Raw genomic sequence first — 13,582 nt, 5'->3', positions numbered from 1 at the left:
GCACCCGACGCTAGGCGGAATACCCGACAGCTCCTGTCGTGATTTCCTCGATGTCCTCCGCGAGGTCCTGGCCGGTGATCTCCTTGAGCTCCCCGTCGAGCAGCAGCCAGCGGGTGATGCCGATGGACTCCAGGAACGGCAGGTCGTGGCTGGCCACGATCAGCGCCCCCTCGTAGGCGTCCAGGGCCGTGGCCAGCTGCCGGACGCTCGCCATGTCGAGGTTGTTCGTCGGCTCGTCGAGCAGCAGGAGCTGCGGCGCGGGCTCGGCGAGCATCAGGGCCGCGAGCGCCGCCCGGAACCGCTCGCCGCCCGAGAGGGTCGCCGCCAGCTGGTCGGCCTTGGCGCCCTTGAACAGGAACCGGGCCAGGCGGGCCCGGACGCGGTTGTTGGTCGCGTCCGGGGCCTGCCGGGCCACGTTCTCGGCGACGCTCAGCTCCCCGTCGAGCACGTCGAGCCGCTGCGGCAGGAACCGCAGGGGCACATGGGCCACGGCCTCTCCCGCGTCCGGGGCGAGCTCGCCCGCGATCGTCCGCAGGAGGGTGGTCTTGCCCGCGCCGTTGCGGCCGATCAGCGCGATCCGCTCCGGGCCGCGCAGGTCGAACCCGCCCTGCACCCGGGCCCCGTAACGGAGCGTCAGGTCCATCAGGGTGAGGACGGAGCGGCCCGGCGGCACCGCGGTGTGCGGCAGGTCGACGCGGATCTCGTCGTCGTCCCGCACCGCATCGACGGCGTCGTCGAGGCGCTCCTTGGCCTCGGTGAGCCGCTCCTCGTGCATGATGCGGTGCTTGCCCGCGGACTCCTGGGCGGCCCGCTTGCGGTTGCCCATGACGATCTTCGGTTCGCGCTTCTGGTCCCACATCTTCTGGCCGTACCGCTTGCGGCGGGCCAGTTTGACCTGGGCGTCGGCCAGTTCGCGCTTCTGCTTGCGCAGATCGGCCTCGGCGACGCGCACCATGCGCTCCGCCGCGTCCTGCTCGACGGCGAGCGCCTCCTCGTACGCGGAGAAGTTGCCGCCGTACCAACTGATCTCCCCGTCCCGCAGGTCGGCGATCTGGTCGACCCGGTCCAGGAGTTCCCGGTCGTGGCTGACCACCACGAGGACGCCGGACCAGGCGTCGACGGCCGCGTAGAGGCGCCGCCGCGCGTGCAGGTCGAGGTTGTTGGTGGGTTCGTCGAGCAGCAGCACGCCGGGGCGGCGCAGCAGCAGCGCGGCCAGGCGCAGCAGGACCGACTCGCCGCCGGAGACCTCGCCGGTGGTGCGGTCGAGGCCGACGTGGCCGAGCCCGAGCTGGTCGAGCGTGGCCGTGGCGCGCTCCTCGACGTCCCAGTCGTCGCCCACGGCGGCGAAGTGCCGCTCGCTGGCGTCGCCCGCCTCGATGGCGTGCAGCGCGGCGCGGGTCCCGGCGATGCCGAGGACCTCGTCGACGCGCAGGCGGGTGTCGAGGGTGACGTTCTGCGGCAGGTAGCCGACGTCGTCGGCGGTGCGCACGGTGCCCTCGCCGGGGGTGAGTTCACCGGCGATCAGCTTCAGGAGCGTGGACTTGCCCGAGCCGTTGCGGCCGATGAGGCCGGTTCTGCCGGGGCCGAACGCGGCCTGGAAGCCGTCGAGGACGGGGGTGCCGTCGGGCCAGGTGAAGGACAGGGACGTGCAGGTGATGGAAGCGGTGGGGGCGGTAGACATGGGGCCTCGCGGTTGCTTGGGCGTGGTCAAGGGCAACGCGTGGGAGACACCGCGGGCGGGCCGTGGACGCCGGTGGGCCGGTCAGGGGCCGGAGCAAGGGCCTGATCAGAGGTCTGACCCGAGGTCTGACCCGAGGTCTGACAGAGAAGAGGGCCCTGTGCCGGGGCGGGACGGCTCGTACGCCGAGGTCGCACCAGACGCACACAGCGGTCGACAGCTGCGTGACGCGGTGTCTCCAGACCTCAGACGAGCAACGTCCTTCTCCAATCGGCGGCAACAGAACCGAGATGAACGGTAGGAGGGGGCGGGGACGCGCGTCAACGGCTTTTTTCCGGACGGCTTCCGCGACGGCTTTCCGGGCGGCCGTGCCGGACCGGGACCGGGACCGGACGACCGTGTCGGATTCTCGCCAGACCCGGTGGGCGGGCGGCTGGTTGCATGCCGGGCATGACACCCCAGTACGCCACCGCCACCGCCACCGACACCGCCACCGACACGGCTCTTCGCGCCGACACCGCGGCCGCCTTCCGCGCGCTGCACGTCCCAGGGACCCCGCTCGTCCTGCCCAACGCCTGGGACGCCGTGAGCGCCCGGCTCGTCGAGACGGCGGGGGCCGCCGCCGTCGCCACCACCAGCGCGGGGCTCGCCTGGGCGCTCGGCGCCGGGGACGGCGACCGGCTCCAGCGGGGTGAGGCGCTCGGGGCGCTCACCCGGATCGCGCACGCCGTCTCCGTGCCCGTGACCGCCGACATCGAGAGCGGCTACGCCGAGGGCGCCGCGGGCGTCGCCGACACCGCGCGCGCCGTCCTCGCCGCGGGCGCGGTCGGCGTGAACATCGAGGACGGCCTGTACGACGGGGGCGAGCCGCTGCGGCCGGTCGCCGAGCAGGCGGAGCGGATCACGGCCGTGCGCGGGGCCGCCGACTCGGCGGGCGTGCCCCTGTTCGTGAACGCGCGCGTCGACACCTATCTGCGGGGGGTCGGCGAGCGGCCGGACGCCCGGCTCGCGCTCACCGTGGAGCGGGCCGCCGCGTTCCTGGCGGCCGGGGCCGACGGGGTGTTCGTGCCCGGAGCGGTGGACCCCGACACGGTCGCGGCGCTCGTGGCGCGGATCGACGGGCCGGTCAACGTGATGGCGGGCCCCGGCGCGCCGCCGGTGGCGGAGCTCGCCGCGCTCGGCGTCGCGCGGATCAGCGTCGGCTCGGGGCTCGCGCAGGCGGCGCACGCGCTGGTCCGCCGGGCGGCTCGGGAACTGCTCACCGAGGGGACGTACGGATCGCTGGCGGACGGCCTCGACTTCGGCGAGGTCAACCAGCTGTTCGGACGGTGACTTTGGATGGCGGCTCAGGGCGGTGACTTCGGGTGGTGGCTCCGGGCGGTGACGGCGCGGCCGTCGCGCGACCCGAGGCCGGCAGGCGTGCCGAGGTCAGCAGGCGTCCCGCATCAGGTCGGCCAGGTCCTGGTCCAGGTCCACGTGCCGGTGCTCCTGCCCGGCGGGGACGAGGGCGGTCGTGCGCTGCAGGAACCGGCGCAGGTCGCCGGAGCGGACGTGCACGATGGCCGTGCCCTCCGGGGCGTGGAACTCCAGGACGGTGCGCTCGAACCCGTACGGCCGCACGCGGACGTCGCCGTCGCCCACCGGGCTCTCCACTCCGTGCGCCAGCAGCTCGCGGGCGAACGTCCAGTGCACCTCGACGCCCTCCAGCGTCGCCGGGGCCGGGAAGCTCATGCGCACGGCGAACGGGTCGCGCTGGTCGTAGCGGAGCGTGGCCGGGATGGTCGGCATCCGGGGCGCCGCGGCGACCAGGCGGGCCTCGACGGCTTGCTCGATGACAGTGGACAAGGCCTGCTCCCTTGCTGCTGACGACTGGACGACCTGGGTGTGCACGACGCGGGTCGGGCACTTGAATAGACGTCGGAATCAGGAGATGCGTGCACGCGAGGCCCCCTCGGAGCGAGTGACCTCTGTCACCGCGACATCGTGGAACCCCGGGCGGTTCCCGCGGCCCCCCGCCCGGGTGCCCGGGTTCGGCCATCTGGACGCCGCCGGGCCGGTCGGCTAGCTTCGCCCGCCATGAAGCGCGTGCAGCGCGTGGGGACGGCGAGAACCAGGGGGCGTGCGATGCCGGTGGGTCGTGTGAGGGGCGGGCTCGTGGGACGGGCGCCGGGCCGTACGAGGGACGGGCTGAGGGGCGGATTGAGGGGCGGCGGGCTGAGGGGCGGTCTGGGGACGGCCCTCGGTGTGGCGGCGCTCGCCGTGGCCTCGCTGGCCGGTCCCGGAACGGCACAGGCCGCACCCGGAACGGCACCCGCCGCACCCGGTGCCCCGGACGCCGCGCGTGAGGGCAAGGCCGGCGCCGGGCTGTCCTGGCGGCTCACGCCCACCGGCACCGACGCCCGCTTCCGCGGCCTCGCCGCCGTCAGCCGGAGCACGGCGTGGCTCGCCGGTTCCCGGGGCACCGTCCTTCGCACCGCCGACGGCGGCCGGACGTGGCGCGACGTGTCGCCGCCCGGGGCGTCCGGCCTGGAGTTCCGTGACGTCGAGGCGTTCGACGGGCGCCGGGCCGTGGCGCTCGCGATCGGCGAGGGCGAGGCCTCCCGCGTCTACCGCACCACCGACGGCGGCACGACCTGGACGGAGTCCTTCCGCAACCCCGACTCCAAGGCCTTCTACGACTGCATGACGTTCTTCGACCGCCGCCACGGCCTGGCCATGAGCGACCCCGTCGACGGCAAGTACCGCATCCTGTCCACCGCGGACGGCGGCCGCTCCTGGAAGGTCCTGCCCGACCGGGGCATGCCCGCCGCGCAGGACGGCGAGGCGGGCTTCGCCGCCAGCGGCCAGTGCCTGGTCAGCTCGGGCCCGCGCGACGTCTGGCTGGCCACCGGGGGCGCCGCGCGTTCCCGCGTCCTGCACTCCGCCGACCGCGGTCTGACCTGGACGGCCACCGACACGCCGATCCCGGCGGGCGACCCGGCCCGCGGCGTCTTCGGCCTCGCCTTCCGCGACCGCGCGCACGGCATCGCCGTCGGCGGCGACTACCGCACCGGCGAGCCCTCGCCCCAGGCCTCGGCCACCACCGGCGACGGCGGCCGCACCTGGCGGCCGTCCGCGCGCCCCGCGCCCGCCTACCGCTCCGGCGTCGCCTGGCTCCCGCACAGCCGCACCGCCGCCCTCGCGGTCGGCCCCACCGGCACCGACCTCACCCGGGACGGCGGCCGCAGCTGGCGCACGGTCGACGGCGGCTCGTACGACACCGTGGACTGCGCGCCGGACCTCGGCTGCTGGGCGGCGGGGGAGAAGGGCCGCGCGGCCCGCCTCCAAGCGCGCTGAGCGGGGTGAGCGGAACGCGTCAGGGCGGAACGCGTCAGGAAGGCAGCGGCTCCCGGTAGTCGGCGAGCGCCGGGACCGTCTTCGTGGCGTAGAACTCGGTGATGCGGTACTCGCACACCCCGCCGACGGTGAAGGGGTCGGACGCCGCGAGCTCCTCGATCCGCTCGCGGCTGTCCCCGACGGCGAGGATCACCCCGCCGTCCCGGGGGTTCTTGCGCCCCGACGCGAGGAACACGCCCGCGGCGTACTGCGCGTCGAGCCAGGCCACGTGCGCGGCGAGCAGGTCGTCCACGCGGTCGACCGGGGCGGTGTAGGTGAGCTCCATGACAAACATGATCAGGAGGCTACTCGGCCCGGCGGGGCCCATGAAGGCGCGGTCCGTGAAGGCGCGGTCCGTGAAGGCGCGGTCCGTGAAGGCGCGGCCCGTGAAGGCGCGGCCCGTAAAGGCGAGACCCGTGAAGGCGAGACCCGTGAAGGCGAGACCCGTGAATAGGGTGGCGTCATCATGAACACGCCTACGGTGACGATCCCGCCCCTGCCCGCCGACTGGCCCGCCGACGAGCGGGCCGCGCGCGCCGTCCAGGACGCCCTGCGCGCCCGCGTCGTCCTCGACGAGCCGGGCCCGCCGCCCGGCACCGGGCACGTCACCGGCGTGGACGTCGCCTACGACGACGAGCGGGACGTGGTCGCCGCGGCGGTCGTGGTCCTGGACGCGGCGAGCCTGGACGTCGTGGAGGAGGCGACGGCGGTGGGGGGCGTCGCCTTCCCGTACGTGCCGGGGCTGCTGGCCTTCCGCGAGCTCCCGGCGGTCCTCGCCGCCCTGGGCGCGCTGCGCGCCGACCCCGGCCTGGTGGTGTGCGACGGCTACGGCCTCGCGCACCCGCGCCGCTTCGGGCTCGCCAGCCACCTCGGCGTGCTCACCGGACACCCCACGATCGGCGTCGCCAAGAACCCCTTCACCTTCGCGCACGAGGCGCCGGGGCAGGCCCGCGGCAGCGCCGCGCCGCTGCTCGACGGGGCGGAGGAGGTGGGCAGCGCCCTGCGCACGCGGGACGGCGTGAAGCCGGTGTTCGTCTCCGTCGGGCACCGGGTGGACCTCGCGGGCGCGCGGGCCCACACCTTGCGCCTGACGCCCCGCTACCGGCTGCCGGAGACCACCCGGCGTGCGGACGCCCTGTGCCGCGCGGCCCTGCGCGCGGCGACGGGCTGACCGAGCGCGGGGCCGGGTACGGGGCCGGGTACGGGGCCGGGTACGGGGCCGAGCACGCGGCCGCGCGCTCGGCCGGGGCGCGGGATCAGCGCACCGCCGCCACGCGGAAGCCGATGCCCGCCCGCGTCAGCCGCTCGGTCAGCGGTCCGCCCATCGCGACGGCCGGGGTGACCTGCCCGGCCACCGGCGGCAGCTCGTCCAGGGCCAGGCACAGCGCCGACTCGGCGAAGATCTTCGCGGTCTCGCCGTAGCCGGGGTCCCCGCCGGAGACCTCGGTGAACACCCGGCGCCCGCCGCCCTCGCCGACGTACCGCAGCGAGAACCAGCTCGCCGCCCGCCGCGCCGCGTCCGGCCCCTCGCCCGGCTTGAGCAGGCCCGAGAGCCACCGCCGCGCGGGCGGCAGCTGCGCGGCGGCGACGAGCGCGCCGACGGCGGCGACCCCGCCCACGGCCACCGGCAGCGACTTCACGGCGGCGTAGTGCCGGTAGCGGAAGTCGGGCCCGTAGCGCGAAAGGGCCCGCGCCGAGCGCTCCACGACCTGCGCGTCGATCGTCGGCAGCGGCAGCGCCCACGCGCCGACCTCGGCGGCGTAGCGCGGCGGCGCGGGCGGCGCGTACGCCGTGCGGCCCACCAGGCGCGGCTCGTGCCGCCGCCGGTCGCGGGCGGCGGCGGCCAGCTGCCGCCCGCGCGCGGCCTGTTGGAGCGCGGAGGCGAACGTACCGCCGGAGAAGCGGGCGTGGACGCGGACGTAGCCGTCGACGCGCAGCGGCACGTCCTCGGGCAGCTGCCCCACGGTGAAGCGCACGCCCAGGTCGTGCGGGACCGAGTCGAAGCCACAGGCGTGCACCAGGCGCGCGCCGGTCTCCCGCGCGCGGGCGTCGTGCCGTACATACATCAGGTCCACGAACTCCGGCTCGCCCGACAGGTCCAGATAGTCCGTTCCGGCGTCCGCGCAGGCGCCGACCAGGTCCTGGCCGTAGGCGAGGTAGGGGCCGACGGTCGTGGCGACCACGCGGGCGCGGGCGGCCAGTTCGCGCAAGGAGGCGGGGTCGGCGGCGTCCGCGCGCAGCACGGGGAGCCCGGCGCAGGCGGGGTGGTCCGCGGCGAGGCGCTCGCGAAGCCGCTCCAGCTTCGCCGTGTCCCGCCCGGCGATCGCCCAGCGCAGCCCCTCGGGGGCGTGCGCGGCGAGGTACTCGGCGGTGAGCACCCCCACGAAACTCGTCGCCCCGAAAAGCGCGATGTCGTACGGACGGTCCTTTTCGTGACTGGTCATGGCACCTCTCAGCCGTGTCCCGCGCCGTTGTCGGAGGCAGAGGCTAGCGTGCCGCCGACGGGCGCCGCGCACCGCCGGACAGCGGCCGGCGGGCTCCACCCCGCTAAGCGCTTGCTCGTTCGGGGTCGTCAAGGGCTTGTGCCCGCTGGAACACGTTCTTAGCATCACTGGTGTTACATCGGTTGTGTCACAGTGCTGGGGGCTCAATGGCAGTGCCGGACAAGGACGTTCACGGTCCGCTCGCCGGGGTGCGCGTGGTGGAGCTCGCGGGCATCGGGCCAGGACCGTTCGCCGCCATGCTCCTGGCCGACCTCGGGGCCGACGTCGTACGGGTCGACCGCCCTGGCGGCGCCGGGCTCGCCATCGACCCGGCCTACGACATCACCAACCGCAATAAGCGCAGCGTGCTCGTCGACCTCAAGGCACCCGGCGGCGCGGACCGCGTCCTGGACCTCGCCGCGCGCGCGGACGTGCTCATCGAGGGCTACCGCCCGGGGGTCGCCGAGCGCCTCGGCGTCGGCCCCGAGGACTGCCACGCCCGCAATCCGGCGCTCGTCTACGGCCGCATGACCGGCTGGGGCCAGCGGGGGCCGCTGGCGCCGCGCGCCGGGCACGACATCGCGTACATCGCCCTCACCGGCACCCTCGGCATGATCGGGGCGCCGCAGGAGCCGCCCGCGATCCCGGCGAACCTCCTCGGGGACTACGCGGGCGGCTCGCTGTACCTGGTCGTCGGCGTGCTCGCCGCGCTGCACCACGCCCGCGCGCACGGCATCGGACAGGTCGTGGACGCCGCGATCGTGGACGGCGCCGCCCACTTGTCCACGATGATCCACGGCATGCTGGCCGCGGGCGGCTGGCAGGACCGCAGGGGCGCCAACCTCCTGGACGGCGGCTGTCCGTTCTACGGCACGTACGAGACGGCGGACGGCGGCCACATGGCCGTGGGCGCTCTGGAGCAACGGTTCTACGACGAGTTCATCGCGCTGATGGGCCTCGCGGACGTGGCCCCGGCGCGCAAGGACCTGGCGCGCTGGGGCGAGCTGCGCGAGGCCGTCGCCGCCCGCTTCAAGACCCGTACGCGCGCGGAGTGGACGGCCCTCTTCGAGGACTCGGACGCCTGTGTCGCGCCGGTGCTCTCGCTGCGCGAGGCCCCGGACCACCCGCACCTGGCCGCCCGCGGCACCTTCACCGAGGCGGGCGGCATCACCCAGCCCGCGCCCGCGCCCCGCTTCTCGGCGACGCCCACGGCCGTGCGCGGCGGGCCCGCGCTGCCCGGCGCCCACACCGAAGCCGTCGCCCGCGACTGGGACGTACCGGCCCTGCTCGACGCGGACAGGCGCCCGTGACCGGCGGCAACCCACCCACGACGACGGAACGGAAGACCATGGAAGGCAAGACCATGGAACGGCAGATCTTCGGCGCCGAGCACGACGCGTTCCGCGACACCGTGCGCACCTTCCTCACCCGGGAGGTCCTGCCGCACTACGAGCAGTGGGAGCGCGACGGCGTCGTCTCCCGGGACGCCTGGCGCGCCGCGGGCAAGCAGGGCCTGCTCGGACTCGCCGTGCCCGAGGAGTACGGGGGCGGCGGCAACCCCGACTTCCGCTACGCCGCCGTGCTCGCCGAGGAGTTCGCGCGCGCGGGCGCCGCGGGCCTCGCGATCGGCCTGCACAACGACATCATCGGCCCCTATCTGACGGGCCTCGCCACCGAGGAGCAGCGGCGGCGCTGGCTGCCCGGGTTCTGCGACGGCTCGCTGATCACCGCCGTCGCCATGACCGAACCCGGCGCGGGCTCGGACCTCCAGGGCATCCGCACCAGCGCCGAGGACCGGGGCGACCACTGGCTCCTCAACGGCGCCAAGACGTTCATCTCGAACGGCATCCTGGCCGACCTGGTCGTGGTCGTCGCCAAGACCACCCCGGAGGGCGGCGCGCACGGCCTTTCGCTGCTCGTCGTCGAGCGCGACACGCCCGGCTTCACCCGCGGCCGCAACCTCGACAAGATCGGCCAGAAGGCCCAGGACACCGCCGAGCTGTTCTTCCACGACGTACGCGTGCCGAAGGAGAACCTGCTCGGCGAGCTCAACGGCGCGTTCGTGCACCTGATGACGAACCTCGCGCAGGAGCGCATGGCGATCGCCGTCGCCGCGATCGCCACCGCCGAGCACCTCCTGGAGATCACGACGGCGTACGTCAAGGAGCGCGAGGCGTTCAACCGGCCGCTGGCCAGGCTCCAGCACATCCGGTTCGAGATCGCCGAGATGGCCACCGAGTGCGCCGTCACCCGGACGTTCCTCGACCGCTGCATCGAGGATCACTCGAACGGGCAACTCGACGCGGTGCACGCGTCCATGGCCAAGTGGTGGGCGACCGAACTGCAGAAGCGGGTCGCCGACCGCTGTCTGCAACTGCACGGCGGCTACGGCTACATGACGGAGTACCGCGTCGCCAAGGCGTTCACCGACGGCCGCGTCCAGACCATCTACGGCGGCACGACCGAGATCATGAAGGAGATCATCGGCCGCGCCCTCCTCGACTGACCCCCGACCGGCCTTCCGCTGCCCCCCGGCACGCCCCGACCGCCCCTCCCGAAAGGCTTTCCAGTGAGCTCCGAAGCGTACGTGTACGACGCGATCCGCACCCCGCGCGGCCGCGGCAAGGCGAACGGCGCCCTGCACGGCACCAAGCCGATCGACCTCGTGACCGGCCTCCTCCACGAGATCCAGCGCCGCTCCCCGGGCCTGGACCCGGCGGCGATCGACGACATCGTCCTCGGCGTCGTCGGGCCCGTCGGCGACCAGGGCTCCGACATCGCGCGGATCGCCGCCATCGCGGCGGGCCTGCCGGACACGGTCGCGGGTGTCCAGGAGAACCGCTTCTGTGCCTCCGGCCTGGAGGCGGTCAACATGGCCGCGATGAAGGTCCGTTCGGGCTGGGAGGACCTGGTGCTCGCGGGCGGCGTCGAGTCGATGTCGCGGGTGCCGATGGCGTCCGACGGCGGCGCCTGGTTCAACGACCCGATGACGAACCTCGCCACCGGTTTCGTCCCGCAGGGCGTCGGCGCCGACCTCATCGCCACCCTGGAGGGCTACACGCGGCGCGACGTCGACGAGTTCGCCGCCCTGTCCCAGGAGCGCGCCGCCACCGCCTGGAAGGAGGGCCGGTTCGCCAAGTCCGTCGTCCCGGTCACCGACCGCAGCGGTCTGACCGTCCTCGACCACGACGAGTACATGCGGCCCGGCACCACCGCCGACACGCTCGCCAAGCTGAAGCCGTCCTTCAAGGACATCGGCGACCTGGGCGGCTTCGACGCGGTCGCCCTCCAGAAGTACCACTGGGTGGAGCGGATCGACCACGTCCACCACGCGGGCAACTCCTCGGGCATCGTGGACGGCGCGGCCCTCGTCGCCATCGGCAACAAGGAGACCGGCGAGCGCTACGGCCTGACCCCGAGGGCCCGGATCGTCTCCGTGGCGGTCTCGGGGTCCGAGCCCACCATCATGCTCACCGGGCCCGCCCCCGCGACCCGCAAGGCCCTGGCCAAGGCCGGTCTGACCATCGACGACATCGACCTGGTGGAGATCAACGAGGCCTTCGCCGCCGTGGTCCTGAAGTTCGTCAAGGACATGGGCCTCAGCCTGGACAAGGTCAACGTCAACGGCGGCGCGATCGCGCTCGGCCACCCGCTCGGCGCCACCGGCGCGATGATCCTCGGCACGCTCGTCGACGAACTGGAGCGCCAGGACAAGCGGTTCGGCCTCGCCACGCTGTGCGTCGGCGGCGGCATGGGCGTCGCGACCATCGTGGAACGCCTGTAACCCGCCAGCGGTCCCTCGCCCTCGACAGACTTCTACGGAGACACCAGATGACCACCGAGAGCACCACCATCCGCTGGGAACAGGACGACACCGGTGTCGTCACCCTCGTCCTCGACGACCCGAACCAGTCCGCGAACACCATGAACCAGGCGTTCAAGGACTCCATCGCGGCCATCGCCGAGCGCGCCGAGGCCGCCATCGCCGAGAACCCGGACTCCGTCCGCGGGATCATCTACACCTCCGCGAAGAAGACCTTCTTCGCGGGCGGCGACCTGAAGGAAATGATCCAGGTCGGCCCCGAGAACGCCCAGGCGGCCTTCGAGACCGGCACCGCCATCAAGAACTCGCTGCGCCGCATCGAGACCCTCGGTAAGCCTGTCGTCGCCGCCATCAACGGCGCCGCGCTCGGCGGCGGCTACGAGATCGCCCTCGCCAGCCACCACCGGATCGCGCTCGACGCCCCCGGCTCGAAGATCGGCCTGCCCGAGGTCACCCTCGGCCTGCTCCCCGCGGGCGGCGGCGTCACCCGTACCGTCCGCCTCATGGGCATCGCCGACGCCCTCCTGAAGGTGCTGCTCCAGGGCACCCAGTACAGCCCGCGGCGGGCCCTGGAGAACGGCCTGGTGCACGAGGTGGCCGCCACCACCGAGGAGATGCTGGCCAAGGCCCGCGCCTTCATCGACGCCCACCCCGAGTCCCAGCAGCCCTGGGACGCGCCCGGCTACCGCATCCCCGGCGGCACCCCCGCGCACCCCAAGTTCGCCGCCAACCTGCCCGCCTTCCCCGCCAACCTGAAGAAGCAGCTGAACGGCGCCCCCTACCCGGCCCCGCGCAACATCCTCGCGGCCGCCGTCGAGGGCTCCCAGGTCGACTTCGAGACCGCGCTGACCATCGAGGCCCGGTACTTCACGGAGCTGGTCACGGGCCAGACCTCCAAGAACATGATCCAGGCCTTCTTCTTCGACCTCCAGGCCGTCAACTCCGGGGCCAACCGCCCCCAGGGCGTCGAGCCCCGCCAGGTCCGCAAGGCCGCCGTCCTCGGCGCCGGGATGATGGGCGCGGGCATCGCCTACTCCTGCGCCCGCGCGGGCATCGACGTCGTCCTGAAGGACGTGTCCGCCGAGGCCGCGGCCAAGGGCAAGGCCTACTCGGAGAAGCTGTGCGCCAAGGCCGTATTGCGGGGCCGCACCACCCAGGAGAAGGCGGACGCGCTGCTCGCCCGCATCACCCCCACCGGTGACGCCGCCGACCTCGCGGGCTGCGACGCGGTCATCGAGGCCGTCTTCGAGAACCCCGAGCTCAAGCACAAGGTGTTCCAGGAGATCCAGGACGTCGTCGCGCCCGACGCCCTGCTGTGCTCCAACACCTCCACGCTGCCCATCACCCTGCTCGCCGAGGGCGTATCGCGGCCGGTCGACTTCATCGGCCTGCACTTCTTCTCGCCCGTCGACAAGATGCCGCTCGTGGAGATCATCAAGGGCGAGCGCACCGGCGAGGCGGCCCTGGCCCGCGCCTTCGACCTCGTCCGCCAGATCAACAAGACGCCGATCGTCGTGAACGACTCGCGCGGCTTCTTCACCTCCCGCGTCATCGGCCACTTCATCAACGAGGGCGTCGCGATGGTCGGCGAGGGCATCGAGCCCGCGTCCATCGAGCAGGCCGCCGCCCAGGCGGGCTACCCGGCGAAGGTCCTGTCCCTGATGGACGAGCTCACCCTGACCCTGCCCCGCAAGATCCGCAACGAGTCGAAGCGCGCCGTGGAGGAGGCGGGCGGCACCTGGACCACCCACCCCGCCGAGGCCGTCATCGACCGCATGGTCGACGAGTTCGACCGCCCGGGGCGCAGCGGCGGCAAGGGCTTCTACGAGTACGGCGACGACGGCAGGCGCACCGTCCTGTGGCCGGGCCTGCGCGAGCACTTCGCCAAGCCGGGGCACGGCATCCCGTTCGTGGACATGCAGGAGCGGATGCTGTTCTCCGAGGCGCTCGACACCGTGCGCCTCCTTGAGGAGGGCGTGCTGACGTCGGTCGCCGACGCCAACATCGGCTCCATCTTCGGCATCGGCTTCCCGGGCTGGACCGGCGGCGTGCTCCAGTACATCAACGGTTACGACGGCGGCCTGCCCGGGTTCGTGGCCCGCGCGCGGGAGCTCGCCGAGCGCTACGGCGAGCGGTTCGCGCCGCCCGCGCTGCTCGTGGAGAAGGCGGAGCGCGGCGAGAAGTTCAGCGACGGCTGAGCGCGCCCGCCCCGCCTGAGGGGGA

At 73.8% G+C, this 13,582-nt stretch carries 11 protein-coding genes; 7 read left to right on the top strand and 4 right to left on the bottom strand.

Annotated elements, in window-relative coordinates; all coding sequences use genetic code 11:
* Window positions 1-10 precede the first annotated feature (10 nt).
* A complete protein-coding gene (locus AC07A4_RS05155; RefSeq protein WP_478593170.1) occupies window positions 11-1,681 on the bottom strand; it encodes an ABC-F family ATP-binding cassette domain-containing protein in 1,671 nt (556 codons plus the stop codon).
* Between the two features lie 447 nt (window positions 1,682-2,128).
* Between AC07A4_RS05155 and AC07A4_RS05150 the strand changes: the two genes are divergently transcribed.
* Window positions 2,129-3,010, top strand: coding sequence for an isocitrate lyase/PEP mutase family protein (locus AC07A4_RS05150; protein WP_478593169.1), 882 nt, complete (start codon window positions 2,129-2,131; stop codon window positions 3,008-3,010).
* A gap of 96 nt (window positions 3,011-3,106) precedes the next feature.
* Here AC07A4_RS05150 and ssgD read toward each other — a convergent pair whose 3' ends face one another.
* The gene (gene ssgD, locus AC07A4_RS05145) at window positions 3,107-3,523 is read right to left on the bottom strand and encodes a spore wall synthesis regulator SsgD (RefSeq protein ID WP_478593167.1); all 417 of its coding nucleotides are present in this window, start codon (window positions 3,521-3,523) and stop codon (window positions 3,107-3,109) included.
* Between the two features lie 399 nt (window positions 3,524-3,922).
* Here ssgD and AC07A4_RS05140 point away from each other — a divergent pair, with 399 nt between their 5' ends.
* Entirely contained in the window at window positions 3,923-5,014 is a 1,092-nt protein-coding gene (locus AC07A4_RS05140) for an oxidoreductase (protein ID WP_478593165.1), read from the top strand.
* A 34-nt stretch (window positions 5,015-5,048) separates the two neighbouring features.
* Here AC07A4_RS05140 and AC07A4_RS05135 read toward each other — a convergent pair whose 3' ends face one another.
* A complete protein-coding gene (locus AC07A4_RS05135; RefSeq protein ID WP_478593164.1) occupies window positions 5,049-5,348 on the bottom strand; it encodes a YciI family protein in 300 nt (99 codons plus the stop codon).
* 171 nt (window positions 5,349-5,519) lie between these two features.
* On the opposite strand from AC07A4_RS05135, the gene AC07A4_RS05130 reads away from it, so the two are divergent.
* Complete coding sequence (locus AC07A4_RS05130) at window positions 5,520-6,224, top strand: endonuclease V (RefSeq protein ID WP_478593163.1); 705 nt, start codon at window positions 5,520-5,522, stop codon at window positions 6,222-6,224.
* Window positions 6,225-6,309: 85 nt separating this feature from the next.
* Here the strand turns inward: AC07A4_RS05130 and AC07A4_RS05125 are convergent, their stop codons facing one another.
* On the bottom strand, window positions 6,310-7,497 hold the full coding sequence (locus tag AC07A4_RS05125) for a saccharopine dehydrogenase family protein (RefSeq protein WP_478593161.1): 1,188 nt from the start codon (window positions 7,495-7,497) through the stop codon (window positions 6,310-6,312).
* Between the two features lie 206 nt (window positions 7,498-7,703).
* On the opposite strand from AC07A4_RS05125, the gene AC07A4_RS05120 reads away from it, so the two are divergent.
* The 4 genes from AC07A4_RS05120 to AC07A4_RS05105 all read left to right on the top strand — a co-directional run bounded on the left by AC07A4_RS05120 (window position 7,704) and on the right by AC07A4_RS05105 (window position 13,557).
* Window positions 7,704-8,846: a CaiB/BaiF CoA transferase family protein gene (locus tag AC07A4_RS05120; RefSeq protein WP_478593160.1), complete on the top strand. Its 1,143-nt coding sequence runs from the start codon at window positions 7,704-7,706 to the stop codon at window positions 8,844-8,846.
* 53 nt (window positions 8,847-8,899) lie between these two features.
* Window positions 8,900-10,042 (top strand): acyl-CoA dehydrogenase family protein, encoded by a 1,143-nt coding sequence (locus AC07A4_RS05115; protein WP_478594346.1) that lies wholly within the window; start codon window positions 8,900-8,902, stop codon window positions 10,040-10,042.
* Between the two features lie 63 nt (window positions 10,043-10,105).
* A complete protein-coding gene (locus AC07A4_RS05110; RefSeq protein ID WP_478593159.1) occupies window positions 10,106-11,320 on the top strand; it encodes an acetyl-CoA C-acetyltransferase in 1,215 nt (404 codons plus the stop codon).
* Window positions 11,321-11,367: 47 nt separating this feature from the next.
* Window positions 11,368-13,557 (top strand): 3-hydroxyacyl-CoA dehydrogenase NAD-binding domain-containing protein, encoded by a 2,190-nt coding sequence (locus tag AC07A4_RS05105; protein WP_478593157.1) that lies wholly within the window; start codon window positions 11,368-11,370, stop codon window positions 13,555-13,557.
* Window positions 13,558-13,582: the final 25 nt, after the last annotated feature.

Source organism: Streptomyces sp. NPDC043996 (assembly GCF_056435225.1).
This window is presented reverse-complemented; position numbering and strand designations above follow the sequence as displayed.